The following is a 15,189-nucleotide window of genomic DNA, read 5'->3' on the forward strand; positions in this document are numbered from 1 at the left end:
TCGACTCGACAGGTTCCGCGCGCGCGTGCGGGGACTTTATACCTGGTGACCTACTACCCCCTGTAAGGTTCCTATGTCAGGCTCAGGGGATAGTAGTGAATATGGTGCCGGGCAGATTCAGGTCCTGGAGGGCCTGCAAGCCGTCAGGAAGCGCCCGGCGATGTACATCGGTTCTACGGACGCTCGCGGCCTCCACCATCTCGTCTACGAGGTCGTCGACAACTCCATCGACGAGGCGCTCGCCGGCCACTGTGACACCATCGGGGTGACCGTCCACGGGGACGGCTCGGTGTCGGTCGCCGACGACGGGCGCGGGATTCCGGTGGACCACCACGAGAAGTACGACCGGCCCGCTCTGGAGGTCATCATGACCGTCCTGCACGCCGGGGGGAAGTTCGACAACAAGTCGTACCAGGTGTCGGGCGGGCTTCACGGGGTCGGCGTCTCGGTCGTGAACGCGCTCAGCCGCCACCTCAAGGTGGAGGTGAAGCGCGACGGCTCGGTCTGGCGACACCGGTTCGACCACGGCGAACCCGTCGCCGACGCGTTCGAACGCGTCCGTCCCATGGAGGACGACGAGGAGACGGGGACGTCCATCCGGTTCTGGCCGGACGACGACATCTTCGAGGAGACGGAGTTCGCGTTCGACACGCTCGCGAACCGGCTCCGGGAGCTCGCGTTCCTCAACTCCGGCGTCGAGATAACGCTGACCGACGAGCGCGACGGCACCGTCGAGACGTTCCGCTACGAGGGGGGCATTCGGGAGTTCGTCGAGTACCTCAACGAGACGCGCACGCCGCTGCACCGCGACGTCATCTACTTCGCGGACGAGGCGACCATCGACGACGGCGTCGTCCAGGTCGAGGTGGCGATGCAGGCGACCGACGAGTTGCAGGGGTCGGTCCACGCGTTCGCGAACAACATCAACACCCGCGAGGGGGGGACCCACCTCACGGGGTTCAAGACGGCGCTGACGCGCGTCGTCAACGACTACGCGAACGACAACGGTCTCGCGGACGACATCGACGGCAACCTGAAGGGCGAGGACGTGCGCGAGGGGCTGACGGCCGTCATCTCGATCAAACACCCCGACCCGCAGTTCGAGGGACAGACGAAGACCAAACTCGGCAACAGCGAGGTGCGAGGCATCGTCGAGTCGACGGTCCACGAGGGGCTGGGGACGTTCTTCGAGGAACACCCCGACACCGCGACGGCCATCGTGAGCAAGGCCGCCGAGGCGGCCCGCGCCCGCAAGGCCGCCAAGCAGGCCGAAGAGCTGACCCGGCGGAAGTCGGCGCTCGACTCGACGGCCCTGCCCGGGAAACTGGCCGACTGTCAGTCGCGCGACCCCGAGGACGCCGAACTGTTCATCGTCGAGGGGGACTCGGCGGGCGGGTCGACGAAGCAGGCGCGCAACCCGGAGAACCAGGCGGTGCTCCCCATCCGCGGGAAGGTGTTGAACGTGGAGAAACACCGGCTCGACCGCGTGTTGCAGAACGACCAGATACGCAACATCGTCACCGCCGTCGGGACGGGCATCGGCGACGAGTTCGACATCGAGGACGCGCGCTACCACAAGATCATCATGGCGACGGACGCCGACGTGGACGGCGCGCACATCCGGACGCTGCTGCTCACGTTCTTCTACCGCCACATGCGCCCGCTGCTGGAGGCGGGGTACGTATACGCGACGAAGCCGCCGCTGTACCGGGTTCGCTGCGGCGGCGAGACGTACGACGCGATGACGGAAGAGGAGCGCGAGCGGATCGTCGAGGAGCAGTGCGGCGGCAGCCCCACGCAGGTCCAGCGGTTCAAGGGGCTCGGCGAGATGAACCCCGAGCAGTTGTGGGACACGACGATGGACCCGGAGAAGCGCATCCTGAAGCAGATAAATATCGAGGACGCGGCGGCGGCCGACCGCATGTTCAACGTGCTGATGGGCGACTCGGTCGAGCCGCGCAAACAGTTCATCAAGGACCACGCTCCCGAGGCGGAGTGGGTGGACATCTGAGGTATCCGAGGAGAGACAGAGATGAGTTCAGACGTACCCGTAGACCCCGAGGACGTCCGCGCGGCGCAGGTCGAGCGCGTCCGCATCGAAGACGAGATGGAGCAGTCGTACATCGACTACGCGATGTCCGTCATCGCGGGGCGGGCGTTACCCGACGTCCGTGACGGGCTGAAACCCGTCCACCGGCGCATCCTCTACGCGATGCACGAGATGGGCGTCACCTCGAACACCGGCCACCGCAAGTCCTCGTCGGTCGTGGGCGAGACGATGGGCGACTACCACCCGCACGGCGACTCCGCCATCTACGACACGCTCGTCGGCATGGCCCAGGAGTTCTCCATGCGCTACCCGCTCATCGACGGGCAGGGGAACTTCGGGTCGATGGACGGCGACCCCGCGGCGGCGATGCGCTACACGGAGGCCCGGATGGCCCCCATCGCGGAGGAGTTGCTCGCGGACATCGAGAAGGACACGGTCGACTTCTCCTCGAACTACGACGACCGCCTGCAGGAACCGGACGTGCTCCCCGCGGCGTACCCGAACCTGCTCGTCAACGGCTCGACCGGTATCGCGGTCGGCATGTCGACGAAGGTGCCGCCGCACAACCTCGGCGAGATAATCGACGCGACCATCGAGGTCATCGAGAACCCCGACTGCGGGCTGGCGGACCTGATGGAACACGTCGAGGGGCCCGACTTCCCCACCGGCGCGAACATCGTCGGCCGGAACGCGGTGCGGGAGGCGTACACGACGGGCCGCGGGCGCATCCGCGTCCGGGCCGCGTTCGAGACGGAGGAGTTCGGGACCGACCGCGAGCGTATCGTCGTCACGGAACTCCCGTATCAGGAGAACAAGGCGCGGTTGGTCGAACGTATCGCGGACGACGTGAACGAGGGCGTCATCGAGGGCATCTCGGACCTGCGCGACGAGTCCGACCGCGATGGGGTGCGCGTCGTCGTGGAACTGAAGCGGGGCGCGAGCCTGGAGGTGGTGAAGAACCAGCTTCTGGAGCACCACCTCGAATCCACGTTCGGCGTCATCAACCTCGCGCTGGTGGACGGCCAGCCGCGCGTGCTCACGCTGAAGGAGACGCTCGAGGAGTACGTCGAGCACCGCAAGGAGGTCGTCACCCGGCGCTCGGAGTACGAACTCGGCGAGGCCGAGGACCGCGCGCACATCCTCGAGGGGCGACTGCGGGCGCTCGAACGCGTCGAGAGCGTGGTCGAACTCGTCCGCGAGAGCGAGGACCGCGACGCCGCGAAGGCCGCCCTCCAGGAGACGTTCGAGTTCTCCGAGGCGCAGTCGGAACACATCGTCCGGATGCAACTCGGCTCGCTCACCTCGATGGAGGCGGCCGAGATCGAGGACGAGTACGAGGACGTGACCGCGCGCATCGAGCGGCTAGAGGAGATTCTCGGCTCCGAGTCGGAGCTGCTGTCGGTCATCACCGAGGAACTCAGGGATATCAAAGACGAGTACGACGATGAGCGCCGCACCGGCTTCGTCGAGGATACCGGGACGGTCACCCACGAGGACCTCATCCCGGAGGAGGAGTCCGTGGTCGTCGTCAGCGAGGACGACTACATCAAGCGGATGCCCGCCGCCCAGTTCCGCGCGCAGAACCGCGGCGGGAAGGGCATCATCGGCACCGACCTCAAGGAGGGCGACCGCGTCTCCTCCGTCTTCCTCGCGTCGACGCACGACTACCTGCTCTGTTTCACCACCCACGGACAGGTGTACCAGCTGAAGACGTACCAGGTGCCCGAGATGGGCCGGACCGCCCGCGGGAAGTCCGCCGTGAACGTGCTCGACCTGGACGACGGCGAGGAGATAACCGCGGTCGTCAACTGCGACGACCTGGACGACGACGAGTACCTCACGATGGTCACCCGCGGCGGGTACATCAAGCGGACCGCCGGCGACGAGTTCGACAACATCCTCTCGACGGGCATCCGCGCCATCAAACTGGAGGCGGGCGACGCGCTCGCGGACGTGGAGGTGACCCACGGCGGGCACGACATCGTCATCGGCACCCGCGACGGGATGGCCATCCGGTTCGACGAGAGCGAGGTCCGGCCGATGGGCCGGTCGGCCCGCGGCGTCCGCGGCGTCCAGTTGACCGGGGACGACCGGGTCGCCGGGGTCGCCGCCATCGACGGCGACCAGCACGACTGGGTGCTCACGGTGACGAAGAACGGCTACGGGAAGCGGACCGACCTCGACGAGTACCGCGTCCAGTCGCGCAACGGGAAGGGACTCATCGACATCAAGACGAACGAGCGCAACGGACCGGTGTGCGCGGTGGAGGCGGTCACGTTCGGCGACCACCTGTTCGCGTTGAGCGAGGCGGGCCAGATACTCCGCACCCGCGTCGAGGGCATCTCGACCATCGGGCGCAACACGATGGGCGTCACGGTGATGGACCTCGACGACGGCGACAAGGTGGCCGCCGTCGACGTCCTCCCGGCGGCCCGCGTCGCGCCCGAGCGCACGGACGACGAGTAAACGACTGCTAAACTTCCGGACGGGCGAGTAGCGGCTCTCCGCCGATTCCCCGGGTTCTGACGGCCGCGCTACGCAGACGGGGAGCGCGGGCGCGGGGCGGCGTCGAACCACCGCGTCGCGTTCCCCCGGGTCCGCTGGTACTCCGTGAACTGCACCCTGACCGTCGGCCGCCGGCCCGTCCGCTCGTGCACGCGCCGCTGTATCGCTCGCGAGAGGCGGGGGTACGACGAGGCGTTCGACGTCGTGGCGACGTCCACGGTGACGATGGGCGTCGCCGAGAGGCCGACCGGGTAGCTGTACTCCGCGGAGATACCGACGACCGAGAGGTCGTCGTACGGCCGCTGAGTGAGCGTCGCGTCGACCGCCCCCGTTACCTCCCGCTGGAGCGCGACCTGCTGGCCGGTCGCCGCCAGCGCCGGCGTGACGACCAGCAGGACGACGACGACGAGCAGGACGGCCCGCGTCGACCCGGAGGCACCCTCCCCCTGCTCGGGGTCGCCCGCGCCGGCCGCGCCGCTGCTGTCGCGCGCGCGGTCCCCCTGGTCGAACAGCCGCGGGAGGTCGCGGTAGCCGAGGAGGGACAGCGTGACCGCCTCGCCGAGGTTGATGGCGAGCAGGGAGACGACGAGCAGCGCCACCGTCCCGAGCGCGAGCAGCGGTTCGCCGTAGGCGACGCCGATGCCGGTGACGCCGGCGGCGGGGATGAGCGCCGCCGCGATCATGACGCCGATGATGGAGAGCGGTCCCTCCGTGGTGAGGCCGAAGGCGGCGGCGGCGCCGGCGAGGACCCGACGAGGACCGCGAGCGCGCCGGCGAGAGGCGGACCGCCACGAGACCGAGCGACGGGACGTCGAGCGTCGCGGGTATCAGTCCCACGTACAGGAGGACGACGGCGGTGAGGACGGCCCCGACGACGGCGACGACGAGCCCGCGGAGCTGCTGGCGGACGCTGGCGGCGAGCATCCCGGGGTCGCCGGTGACCGCGCCGACGCTCGCGGTGAGCGTCGGGCCGACGAGCGGCGCGAGCACCATCGACCCGACGACGACGGCGGGCGAACCGACCAGCAGGCCGACCGTGGCGACGACGGCGCTCAGAAAGACCATCCAGAGGAACGACACCGTCTCGTAGTTCATCGACCGCGCCTTCGCCTGCAGTTCGAACGCGGGCAGCGGGGTGTACGACTCCGCGTACCGCTCCTGGAGTTCGTCGATGTTCGGCGTCAGCGCCGTCTCGGCCGTCGCGAGGACGACGTACGCGTCCTCCTCGACGTCGATCTCCGCCTCGCGGAGCGCTTCGAGCACCTCCGAGACGGCGCCCTGCGGCAGCGGGAACTGGAAGAGGTTGGTCCGGTCGCGCTCGTCCGCGACGACGGCGTAGTCGATGTCGAGCGATTCGAGCGTCCGCTCGACCGCCGGCCGCTCGTCGTCGTGGACGTAGACGTGGACGAGACGCACGTGGACACGTCGCCCGACCCTCGGAAAAACGCGGGGGTTGCGCCTGCGCCGCGCGGTCCGCGAGCGCGAAGTGGCCGGACGCTACAGCACGCGCTTCCCGAACGCGCTGGCGACGAGTTCCGTCGCGAGTTCGGCCGTCTCGTTGTGCTCGTCGAGTACCGGGTTCACCTCGACCACCTCCATCGACCGCACCACGCCGGCCTCGGCGACTCGCTCCATCGCGTAGTGCGCCTCGCGGTAGGTGACGCCGCCGCGGACGGGCGTCCCGACGCCCGGGGCGATGGTGGGGTCGAGCCAGTCCATGTCGAGGCTGACGTGGACGCCGTCGACCCCGTCGGACGCGACCGACAGCGCCGCCTCCACCACGTCGGTGATGCCCCGTTCGTCGACGTCGGACATGGTGTAGGCGGTGACATCGCTGTCGCGGATGGCCTCCCGTTCCGCGTCGTCGACGGAGCGGAGCCCGACGACGACGGTGTTCTCCTCGCTGAGCCCCGGCGCGTTCGCCCACTCGACGCCCGCCCACTCGCCGATACCGAGCGCGGCCGCGAGCGGCATCCCGTGGACGTTGCCCGACGGCGACGTGGTCGGCGTGTTGAAGTCGCCGTGCGCGTCGAACCAGATGGCGCCCACGTCGGCGTCGCGCGCGGTGCCGCCGAGCGACCCGATGGCGATGGAGTGGTCCCCCCCGAGCGCGAGCGGCGTCTCGCCGGCCGCGAGCGCGTCGGCCAGTTCCTCGGCGAGCAGGCTGCACACCTCCTCCGTCTCGCGGAGGAACTTCGCACGTCCCTCACTCGGCACCCGGTAGTCCGGGTCGCGCTCCTCGGCGCGCGGGACCGGGAGGTCCCCCGCGTCGCGCGTCTCCACGCCGGCCGACGCGAGCGCGTCCGCGAGGCCGCCGTAACGGATAGCGGAGGGGCCCATGTCGACGCCGCGTCGTCCCTGTCCGTAGTCCGTCGGGACGCCGATGAGTCGGACCGTCGTCATACTCGTTCCACCCGGAGGGGGAGCAAAGAGCTACCGGAGTGACGTCGCCCGGGGCGAGAGGAGTGGGACTATCACGGAGGCGGTCGTGATTCGCCCATGCGAATCGTCCACCTCCGCGTCGACGACGACCGGCGCGACGGCGTGTTCGAGACGCTCGACGACGCCGGCGTGGACTACGTCCACACGCGGACCGAGGACGACGGGGAGGAAGGGGACGCCCACCTGGTGCAGTTTCCGCTCCCGACCGAGGCGGTGAGCGAGGTGCTCGAGGACGTCCGGGAGACCGGCGTCGGGGAGGAGGAGTACACCATCGTCGCGAGCGCACAGAGCGCACGGACTGCGAGGTTCTCCGAACTCGAAGACGAGTACGCCAACGGGCGCGAGGTGAACATCGTCGACGAGGAACTCCGGGGGAAGGCACTCGACCTCGCGCCCGGCGAGTACACCTACTACGCGATGACGCTGTTGAGCGCCGCCATCGCGGCCGCCGGACTCCTGCTCGGCGCGCCGTCGGTCGTCGTCGGGGCGATGGTGGTCTCCCCGCAACTCGGGTCGGCGGTCAGCACGGCCGTCGGGGCCGTGCTCGGCGACATGAGGATGTTCCGTCGGGCCGTCGTCCGGCAAGTAGTCGGGTTCTCGCTGGCCGTCGTCGGGACGATAGCGCTCGGCTGGACGATAAAGACGAGCGGTATCTCCCCCGCGATACTCGACGTGGGAACCATCTCGGAGATATCCAACCTCACCTCTCCGGGCGTGTTCACGCTGCTCGTCGGGCTGTGTGCGGGCGCGGCCGGCGGGTTCGGCGTCTCGTCGGACCTCCCGGAGTCGCTCGTCGGCGTCGCCGTCGCCGCGGCACTCGTCCCGGCGGCCGCCGCCGTCGGCGTCGGGGTCGCGTGGGGCTACCCCGGACTCGCCGTCGGCGCGACGGTCCTGCTCACCGTCAACGTCGTCTCCATCAACGTCGCCGCGATAGCGGTCCTGTGGGGGCGCGGCTACCGCCCCTGGGATGACGAACCCAGCGGGACGGTCGCGGACCTGCGGCGGACGGTCCGTTCGCCGCGAGTGCTCGCGGCGATCGCGGCGACGCTCCTGCTGCTCGCCGGGCCGGGGGTCGTCATCGCCGACCAGGTCGCATTCGAGAACCGGACGAACGAGGCCGTCACGCAGGTTCTGGAGACGCCCGTCTACGACCGACTCTCGCTCCGGTCGACCCACACCGAGTTCACGGACCTGAGTCTCTCGTCCGGGCCGGAGGAGATCACCGTCACGCTGGCGCGCCCGCCCGACGCCTCGTTCCCGGACCTCCCGGAGCAGTTCGCGACCGCCGTCGAGCGTCGAACGGGGCAGCGGGCCGCCGTCACCGTCGAGTACGTCGAACGGGCGCAGTCCCCGGCCGCTCGCTCGACGGACGAGTGAGCGCGGCGCGCCCGCACCGGTGACGGCTACCGAGGGGACGCAGGCCCGCTCGACGCCCTCCTCGGGCACCGACAGGGACTCGCACGCGACCCGATGAATCCCGCCTCTCCCATGACGAGAACGCGTTTTCCACGCATGTCCAAGTCGCTGACGTCCATCGGGAAAGGAACGTCGGTGCGGTCCGCCCCGGACGAAGGTCCGTGGATTTATGCGCGCAGGCGGGAAACGTCCTCTCAAATGTCGTCAATCGAACTCACGGACAGTCAGCGAAAGATACTCAACGAACTCGTGAACCTCTACCGCGAGACCGAGGACGCGGTGAAGGGGGAGACCATCGCGGACGCCGTCGGCCGGAACCCCGGCACCATCCGAAACCAGATGCAGAGCCTGAAGGCCCTCCAGCTGGTCGAGGGCGTCCCCGGACCGAAAGGGGGATACAAGCCGACGGCGACCGCGTTCGAGGCGCTCGACCTCCAGAACCTCGACGAGCCGGCGGCGACGCCGCTGTTCCACGAGGGCGAGCGGCTCGACCAGGTGAACGTCCAGGAGATCGACCTCACGTCGGTCCACCACCCCGAACTCTGCCGCGCGGAGGTGCAGCTTCAGGGGTCGGTTCGCGACTTCCACGAGGGGGACTCGGTCGTCGTCGGGCCGACGCCGCTCTCGAAACTCGAGATCACCGGCACCGTCGACGGGAAGGACGAGACGTCGAACGTGCTCATCCTCAAGATAGACGGGATGAGAGCGCCCGCCGAGGACCCGGCGCACTGAGAACGCCCGGGCGACGGGACCGAACGAGCACCGGGCGACGGGGGCGGGACGGAGAGATTCGAGCCGACTACGGTCTCACATGTCGTTCCACGAGGTGGCCGCCCGCGACACGGACGAGACCGTCGCGATCCAGCGGGCGGCGATGCCCTTCTTCAGCGTCTTCGCGACCGGGCCGCCGAACGTGTTTATCGGGACGCCCGGCACGTCGTGCGCGACGGCCTCCTCGCCGACCGAGATGACGGTGCCCTTGTCCGAGTAGCTCCACGACTTCAGGGGCGCGCCGCGGGTGGCGCGCGCGAGGTTCCCGCCGGCCACCTTGGCGGCCTGCCAGGCGGCCTGCGCGGTCGGCGGCGCGACGTCGTCCTCGCCCTGTTCGACGAGCGCGGAGTCACCGAGCGCGAACACCCGGTCGTCGCTCGTCTCGAACGTCGACTCGGCGAACAGGCGCTTCGACCGCTCGTCGCTGTCGGCCGTGTCGGCGAACTCCTCGCGCCCGGTGATACCGCCCGTCCAGAGCAGCACGTCGTGGTCGAGTCGCTCCGGCTCCTGGTCCTCGCCGCCGCCGAGGTAGACGGCGTCGGCGTCGGCCTTCGAGATGAAGTCGCCGGTGAGAATCTCGATGTCCTTCTGGAGGAGTCGCTTGCGGAGCGCGCCCTGCACCTCGGGGTCGTTCCCCGGGAACACCTCGTCGAGTCCCTCGACGAGTTTGATGTCGATGGGGAGTCCGCGTGCGTCGCGGAGTTCCGCTATCTCGCCGGCCGACTGGATGCCCGACAGGCCCGCGCCGCCGACGAGCACCTGCGCCGGGTCGTCGGGGTCGGCCGCCCGACCCGCCTCGGCCACGGCCTGGTGAATCTCGCGGGCGTCGTCGAGACCCTTCAGCGTGAGCGAGTGCTCGTGCAGCCCCTCGATGCCGAAGAACGCCGTCGCGGAGCCGACGGCGACGAGCAGGTAGTCGTAATCGATACCGTCTCCGTCGCGGAGTTCGACCGTCCGCTCGTCCGTGTCGACGTCCGTGACCCGGTCGCGGACGAACTCGGTGCTGTCGGCTTTTATCTCGTCGACCGGGATGGTCACCTTCGACTCCGACTCGGGAGTGCTGATACAGCGGTGGACCTCGTGGAGGACCAGGTGGTAGTCCTGTTCCGACACCCAGGTGAGTTCGGCTTCGCCCGGTTCGATCTCGTCTTCGAACGCCTTGACCGCGCCCGCCCCGGCGTACCCGGCGCCGACGACGACGACCTTCGTGCTCATGCGACGGGCTTCCCGGGCATCGGATAAAGGAATGTTGAAACGAGTTCGGTCTCCCGACGACCGATTCCCGACCGACGGCGGCCGAATCGCGCCCGCGAACTCGAGTTATCGCGCACGCGACTGGAGTGCGACTGACCCGTTCGGCCGAGGAGGGTCGAAACCGGGCCGACGGGTCACTCCAGCGAGAGGCCCGCGTGCCACCGCTCGACGCCCGCGTCCGCCTTCACCCGGTCCATCTCGGCCAGCAGCGCCGCCGCGAGGCTCGCACACTCGGCGGCCCGGGACTCGCCCTCCGTCCGGAACTCGCCGGTCGTCCGGTTGGCGTACACCGTACAGACCGCGCCCGCCCGGAGGCCGTAGACGCTCGCGACGGTCATGATGGCCGACGCCTCCATCTCGATGTTCTTCACGTTCGCCGCCCGGAGGTCCTCGACGAGCGACTCCGACCCGGCGGCGCGGAACCCCTCGAACCCCGGTCGGCCCTGCCCGGCGTAGAAGGAGTCGGCCGACATGGTGACGCCGACGTGGTAGTCGTACCCCAGCCGTTCGGCCGCCGCGACGAGCGCGGACACCACCTCGTAGTCCGCGCTCGCGGGGTAGTCCTCGCGGACGTACTCGTCGCTCGTTCCCTCCTGCCGGACGCCGCCCGACGAGATGACGAGGTCGCCCACCGCCATCCCCTCCTGTATCGCGCCGCACGACCCCACCCGGACGAACGTGTTCGCGCCGACGCGGGCGAGTTCCTCGACCGCGATGGCGGCGGAGGGCGAGCCGATACCGGTCGAGGTGACCGAGAGGCTCTCGCCCTCGTACGTTCCCGTCGCGGTCCGGTACTCGCGGTGGTGAGCGACCTCCTCGGAGTCGCCCCACAGCGCGGTCACCTTGTCCACCCGCTCGGGGTTACCCGGGAGGAGGACGGTGTCGGCCACGTCGCCCGGCCCCACCTCGAGGTGGTACTGGACCTCGTCGTTGGGGTCCTCGCTGTCGTCCATACAGCGGGTTCGGCGACCGCGCTGTTAGTTCCTCGGCTCCCCCGACTGCCGCCTCCCTCGGCGTTTTGCGCCGTCCGGGCGACGGTCGCCCATGCAGTTCCCCGGCGCGAGCGACGACGGGTTCGAGGCGGTCGACCCCGCGGACGCCGGGGTCGACCCTGAGTACGACCCGGTGGTCGTCCTGCGGTGGCTGGCCCCGCCACTCGACAGCGGCGAGCGGGCGGACCCCCCAATCAGGACGCCTTCCTCGAGCGACCGCTCGCCGGAGTGTGACGGCGGTAGACCCGAATCCGGTCGGGTCGAGACGTCGAGTCGGGTCAGGTCGCCCGCTCGACCGGTTCGTCGGCTTCGTCGGCTTCGTCGGTGATGCGCTCGACGTTCACGCCGCCGCAGCGCCGACACGTCTCGATCTCCGAACTCGTCTCGGAGTAGTACACCTCGCCGCAGTCCGCACACCGGTGGGTGGGTCGGTCGAGCGCCTCCACCGACCCCGCGACGGTGGCGGGGATGGTCGTCTCGCGGATGACGTCCTGGCTCACGCTCCCGAACACGACCGCGCCGAGCGGCGACCGCTTGCGCCCGCCGAGGACGATCTGGTTCGCGCCGATTTCGCGGGCGGCCCGGATTATCTCCTCGGCCGGACTCCCCGACGCGCTCTGTTCCTCGACCGTCGCGCCGGCGTCGACGAGGCGGGTCCGCGCCCGTCGACCCGCCGCGAGTTGCGACGGCGAGGTTCCGTCGGCGCGCTCCTCGTCGTCGAACACGTGCAGGAGCGTCACTTCGACGCCGTCGGCGGCCTGGAGCAACTCCGTGACGACCTCTGTCTGCGCGTCGACGCGGTCTTCGTCGCTGTCGATGGGCATCAGGATCCGATACATGTCGTGTGAGATGATACCGCAACTCATAGATCTACGCCATCCGCGAACAACCACGGGAGGAACCCGTCACCACGACCGACCGACAGCGGCGGGGGTAGGGTTTTCCCGCGAGCGCCCGTCGGGGGGACCGATGAGCGCCCCACCGGACCCCGGGGTCGACGCGACGAACCCCGCGGCCGCCTACGGTTTCGACGCCGCCTACCGGGGCCCGCCGCCTAACTGGGACATCGGCCGACCGCAGCGAGCGTTCGTCCGCCTCGCGGAATCCGGTCTGGTTCGCGGGCGCGTGCTGGAGGTGGGCTGTGGCACCGGCGAACTGTCGCTGTTCCTCGCGCGTCGCGGCCACGAGGTGCTCGGCATCGACGTCGCGCCGAGCGCCATCGCCCGGGCGCGGGAGAAGGCGCGGTGGCGACGCGTCGACGCGTCGTTTCTGGTGTGGGACGCAGCCAGGGTCGCGGACCTCGGCATCGAGTTCGACACCGTCGTCGACTCCGCGATGCTCCACTGTCTCGGTCCCGACGAGCAGCACCGCGTCCTGCGGGAGGTTCGCGAGGTGCTCCGTCCGGGCGGCTACTACTACCTGCTGTGTGACGCCCGTCCCGACGGAGCGTGCTCGTACGGGGCGTCGCTCTCGCGCGGGGAACTCCGCGACCTGTTCCGGGCGGAGACCGGGTGGGAGCTCTCGGCCGTCGTCGAGACGACGTTCGAGCGGCGATACTCGCGGAACCCGGCGTACCTCGCGGGTGCCCGGCGGCTCTGACCGGGCGCCCGCGAGTCGGGCCGAGTCCGCGGGGCGGACACCGGCAGTGTCCCCGACGCGCTCGCGTCACTCTCCCTCTCTGGCGGCTGCGTCCTGTTCGCGCCGTTCGCCAGCCGGTCGGACGGCGGCCGACTACTCCCCACCTGCGTCGCCGTCCGCTTCGTCCTCGCTCCGTCGCTTCTCGGCGGCGTCGGTGAGCGTGTCGAGACTGATGGTGTTCGGGAGCAGTTCGCCGAGCGTGTACTCCACGAGGCCGCCCTCGGCGTCACAGACGACGGGCATCTCGTCGTGGCCGAACTCCGCGAGCGTCTGTCTGCACATCCCGCACGGCGTCACGCCGTCGCGGGCCGCCGAGGTGACAGCGACGCGGGCGAACTCGGTGTGGCCGGCCTTCACCGCCTGCCCCACGGCCACCTCCTCGGCGTGCAGCGAGTTGGAGTAGTTCGCGTTCTCGACGTTGCAGCCGACGAAGACGCTGCCGTCGGCGGTCTCGAGCGCCGCGCCGACGCGGTACTCCGAGTAGGGGACGTACGCGTCCGCGAGGGCGTCGCGGGCGGCGGCGACGAGCGGGTCGTCCGCCGCGTCGGCGTCCGGGTCGGGTGCCATATCCGACCGACCGGCGGCGGGCACATAAATCCCGACAGAGCCATGCCCGTCGCGGTGCAACGCCGAGCGTGAGCGACCACGGTCCCGAGACCGGTCAGAGCGACGGGCGCAATGGGAGCGAGGGCCCGAGCCGACGAGCCGACGGCGCGGTGCGCGAAGGGGGGTCGGGCCGGCGGTACCTCGCCGGCGCGGCCGCGAGCGTCACCGCGTTCGCGGCCGTCGCGGGGTACGTGCTCGCCTCGAACAACGCGGTCGACGCCGTCACCGTGTTCGGCGTGGTGACGCTCCCCGGGACGCCCGTCGGGATGGCGCTGTACGGCGCGCTGCTGTCGGTGCTGGTCCTGGGAACGCTGTTCGGGCTGGTGACGGTCGCCTCGCGGTACGACGACGCCGACCGAGCGTGAGCGAGGAGAGAGGACGGTAACGGGCGGCTTTTCAGTCCGCGGCGCGGAGGAAGGGCATGGCGACGAGCGTGGACGAGGGACCCGACCGGAACCGCACGCGCGGCGTCCTGTCGACGCTCCCGTTCCTGTTCATCGGACTGGCCGACGTGGCACTCCTGTTGGTGTGGGGCATCGACCCGCTGTGGGGGTTCGCCATCCTCCCGCCCATCCTGTTCTGTTCGGTCCTCTCGTACATCGTCTTCTCGACCGACTTCCTCGACGACCGGACGTGAGCGCGGAGGGCGAGGACCGCGGAGAGTGAGGGTCGCCGGGGGCACGCAATCCGGCGGCAGCGGTCCGACGAAACGACCCGAGGTCGACCGCGTCACCGACCCGTGTCGTACTTGTACGTCGCCTCGTCGGGGTCGATGCCGAAGTCCTCGGCCGTCTCTTCGGGGGCGGTCTCGCCGCCGGACGCCGTCGGGGCGGCCGTCTTGAACCGCTCGCGCAGACGCGCCGGCATCTCGAACTCTGCGACCGGGAGGTGGAGCGGTGCGACCGCGTCGTCGTCTCCGGCGACCGTCTCGAACCGCTCGCGCATCGAGTCGGGGAGGTCCGCCGGGTCGATTCGCTCGAACCCGAACTGCGTGAGGTACGTCGGGAGGTCGGTGAAGCAGTACACCACCTCGAACTCGGCGTCGCCCGCCTCGTCGATGAGTCGTTCGACCACGTGTGCGCCGACGCCCTGCCCGCGCCACGCTTCCAACACGCCGATGCTCGTCAGTTCGCAGAACTCCCCCTCGTCGGTCTTGTGGACCCGGACGCGACCGAATCCGGCCCGCTCGTTGTTCGTCTCGTCGACCGCGATGACGTAGTCCCGCGAGCGGAACGACCCCTCGTCGAGCCCCATCTCCTCGATGCAGTCGAGTAGCCAGACCTCGTCTCGGTTCTTGGCATCGCGGACGTACATGTGCGGTCGTACGCGGGCGTCGGAAAAGTCGTTTGTGGAGGCCCGCGTCACGCGGTCCCACGTGGGACCGTCCCGGTGCCGTCACGTGCCAGGGGACCGAGAATTCCGCGGACGGTTGCGCCGTGGGGCGAGCCAGCGCCTGTCCGCTGAACGAGCGTGAACATCGCAATGGCGCCCGCAGACGGACTCGGAGATACAAGC

General features: G+C 69.8%; 14 protein-coding genes and 1 pseudogene. 7 read left to right on the forward strand and 8 right to left on the reverse strand.

Going from position 1 to position 15,189, the window contains the following annotated elements; translation table 11 throughout:
• Window positions 1-73: 73 nt before the first annotated feature.
• Together gyrB and gyrA are read left to right on the forward strand one after the other, a co-directional pair.
• Window positions 74-2,011, forward strand: coding sequence for a DNA topoisomerase (ATP-hydrolyzing) subunit B (gene gyrB / locus AC6RUA_RS03400; RefSeq protein WP_499814537.1), 1,938 nt, complete (start codon window positions 74-76; stop codon window positions 2,009-2,011).
• 21 nt (window positions 2,012-2,032) lie between these two features.
• Window positions 2,033-4,516: a DNA gyrase subunit A gene (gene gyrA / locus AC6RUA_RS03405; RefSeq protein WP_499814538.1), complete on the forward strand. Its 2,484-nt coding sequence runs from the start codon at window positions 2,033-2,035 to the stop codon at window positions 4,514-4,516.
• Between the two features lie 68 nt (window positions 4,517-4,584).
• Here the strand turns inward: gyrA and AC6RUA_RS03410 are convergent, their stop codons facing one another.
• From AC6RUA_RS03410 to rocF, 3 genes and pseudogenes are all read right to left on the reverse strand, one after another.
• Window positions 4,585-5,250: a DUF389 domain-containing protein gene (locus tag AC6RUA_RS03410; protein WP_499815390.1), complete on the reverse strand. Its 666-nt coding sequence runs from the start codon at window positions 5,248-5,250 to the stop codon at window positions 4,585-4,587.
• A gap of 205 nt (window positions 5,251-5,455) precedes the next feature.
• Window positions 5,456-5,650 (reverse strand): annotated as a pseudogene (locus AC6RUA_RS03415) (DUF389 domain-containing protein); the annotation flags it as partial.
• Between the two features lie 402 nt (window positions 5,651-6,052).
• The gene (gene rocF, locus AC6RUA_RS03420; RefSeq protein WP_499814539.1) at window positions 6,053-6,958 is read right to left on the reverse strand and encodes an arginase; all 906 of its coding nucleotides are present in this window, start codon (window positions 6,956-6,958) and stop codon (window positions 6,053-6,055) included.
• A 96-nt stretch (window positions 6,959-7,054) separates the two neighbouring features.
• Between rocF and AC6RUA_RS03425 the strand changes: the two genes are divergently transcribed.
• Both AC6RUA_RS03425 and AC6RUA_RS03430 read left to right on the forward strand, forming a co-directional pair.
• Complete coding sequence (locus AC6RUA_RS03425; protein ID WP_499814540.1) at window positions 7,055-8,374, forward strand: TIGR00341 family protein; 1,320 nt, start codon at window positions 7,055-7,057, stop codon at window positions 8,372-8,374.
• 237 nt (window positions 8,375-8,611) lie between these two features.
• On the forward strand, window positions 8,612-9,145 hold the full coding sequence (locus AC6RUA_RS03430) for an HTH domain-containing protein (RefSeq protein WP_499814541.1): 534 nt from the start codon (window positions 8,612-8,614) through the stop codon (window positions 9,143-9,145).
• 75 nt (window positions 9,146-9,220) lie between these two features.
• On the opposite strand, the gene AC6RUA_RS03435 is transcribed toward AC6RUA_RS03430, so the two are convergent.
• From AC6RUA_RS03435 to AC6RUA_RS03445, 3 genes are all read right to left on the reverse strand, one after another.
• A complete protein-coding gene (locus tag AC6RUA_RS03435; RefSeq protein ID WP_499814542.1) occupies window positions 9,221-10,399 on the reverse strand; it encodes an NAD(P)/FAD-dependent oxidoreductase in 1,179 nt (392 codons plus the stop codon).
• A 173-nt stretch (window positions 10,400-10,572) separates the two neighbouring features.
• Window positions 10,573-11,391, reverse strand: a complete 819-nt coding sequence (locus AC6RUA_RS03440) for a nucleoside phosphorylase (RefSeq protein ID WP_499814543.1) — start codon at window positions 11,389-11,391, stop codon at window positions 10,573-10,575.
• A gap of 317 nt (window positions 11,392-11,708) precedes the next feature.
• The gene (locus AC6RUA_RS03445) at window positions 11,709-12,269 is read right to left on the reverse strand and encodes a universal stress protein (protein WP_499814544.1); all 561 of its coding nucleotides are present in this window, start codon (window positions 12,267-12,269) and stop codon (window positions 11,709-11,711) included.
• Window positions 12,270-12,399: 130 nt separating this feature from the next.
• Here AC6RUA_RS03445 and AC6RUA_RS03450 point away from each other — a divergent pair, with 130 nt between their 5' ends.
• The gene (locus AC6RUA_RS03450; protein WP_499814545.1) at window positions 12,400-13,029 is read left to right on the forward strand and encodes a class I SAM-dependent methyltransferase; all 630 of its coding nucleotides are present in this window, start codon (window positions 12,400-12,402) and stop codon (window positions 13,027-13,029) included.
• 132 nt (window positions 13,030-13,161) lie between these two features.
• Here AC6RUA_RS03450 and cdd read toward each other — a convergent pair whose 3' ends face one another.
• A complete protein-coding gene (gene cdd, locus AC6RUA_RS03455; protein WP_499814546.1) occupies window positions 13,162-13,635 on the reverse strand; it encodes a cytidine deaminase in 474 nt (157 codons plus the stop codon).
• Window positions 13,636-13,703: 68 nt separating this feature from the next.
• Between cdd and AC6RUA_RS03460 the strand changes: the two genes are divergently transcribed.
• Together AC6RUA_RS03460 and AC6RUA_RS03465 are read left to right on the forward strand one after the other, a co-directional pair.
• Window positions 13,704-14,039 (forward strand): DUF7520 family protein, encoded by a 336-nt coding sequence (locus AC6RUA_RS03460; RefSeq protein WP_499814547.1) that lies wholly within the window; start codon window positions 13,704-13,706, stop codon window positions 14,037-14,039.
• A 56-nt stretch (window positions 14,040-14,095) separates the two neighbouring features.
• The gene (locus AC6RUA_RS03465) at window positions 14,096-14,311 is read left to right on the forward strand and encodes a DUF8142 family protein (protein WP_499814548.1); all 216 of its coding nucleotides are present in this window, start codon (window positions 14,096-14,098) and stop codon (window positions 14,309-14,311) included.
• 92 nt (window positions 14,312-14,403) lie between these two features.
• Here the strand turns inward: AC6RUA_RS03465 and AC6RUA_RS03470 are convergent, their stop codons facing one another.
• Window positions 14,404-14,988, reverse strand: coding sequence for a GNAT family N-acetyltransferase (locus AC6RUA_RS03470; RefSeq protein WP_499814549.1), 585 nt, complete (start codon window positions 14,986-14,988; stop codon window positions 14,404-14,406).
• Window positions 14,989-15,189 lie beyond the last annotated feature (201 nt).

Source organism: Halorarum sp. SLYT50, from assembly GCF_059821265.1.

Bases quoted from the DNA above. Each gene is read 5' to 3' on its own strand.
- gyrB (WP_499814537.1), top strand. From the start codon at position 74: ATGTCAGGCTCAGGGGATAGTAGTGAATATGGTGCCGGGCAGATTCAG.
- gyrA (WP_499814538.1), top strand. From the start codon at position 2,033: ATGAGTTCAGACGTACCCGTAGACCCCGAGGACGTCCGCGCGGCGCAG.
- rocF (WP_499814539.1), bottom strand. From the start codon at position 6,958: ATGACGACGGTCCGACTCATCGGCGTCCCGACGGACTACGGACAGGGA.
- AC6RUA_RS03425 (WP_499814540.1), top strand. From the start codon at position 7,055: ATGCGAATCGTCCACCTCCGCGTCGACGACGACCGGCGCGACGGCGTG.
- AC6RUA_RS03430 (WP_499814541.1), top strand. From the start codon at position 8,612: ATGTCGTCAATCGAACTCACGGACAGTCAGCGAAAGATACTCAACGAA.
- AC6RUA_RS03435 (WP_499814542.1), bottom strand. From the start codon at position 10,399: ATGAGCACGAAGGTCGTCGTCGTCGGCGCCGGGTACGCCGGGGCGGGC.
- AC6RUA_RS03440 (WP_499814543.1), bottom strand. From the start codon at position 11,391: ATGGACGACAGCGAGGACCCCAACGACGAGGTCCAGTACCACCTCGAG.
- AC6RUA_RS03445 (WP_499814544.1), bottom strand. From the start codon at position 12,269: ATGTATCGGATCCTGATGCCCATCGACAGCGACGAAGACCGCGTCGAC.
- AC6RUA_RS03450 (WP_499814545.1), top strand. From the start codon at position 12,400: ATGAGCGCCCCACCGGACCCCGGGGTCGACGCGACGAACCCCGCGGCC.
- cdd (WP_499814546.1), bottom strand. From the start codon at position 13,635: ATGGCACCCGACCCGGACGCCGACGCGGCGGACGACCCGCTCGTCGCC.
- AC6RUA_RS03465 (WP_499814548.1), top strand. From the start codon at position 14,096: ATGGCGACGAGCGTGGACGAGGGACCCGACCGGAACCGCACGCGCGGC.
- AC6RUA_RS03470 (WP_499814549.1), bottom strand. From the start codon at position 14,988: ATGTACGTCCGCGATGCCAAGAACCGAGACGAGGTCTGGCTACTCGAC.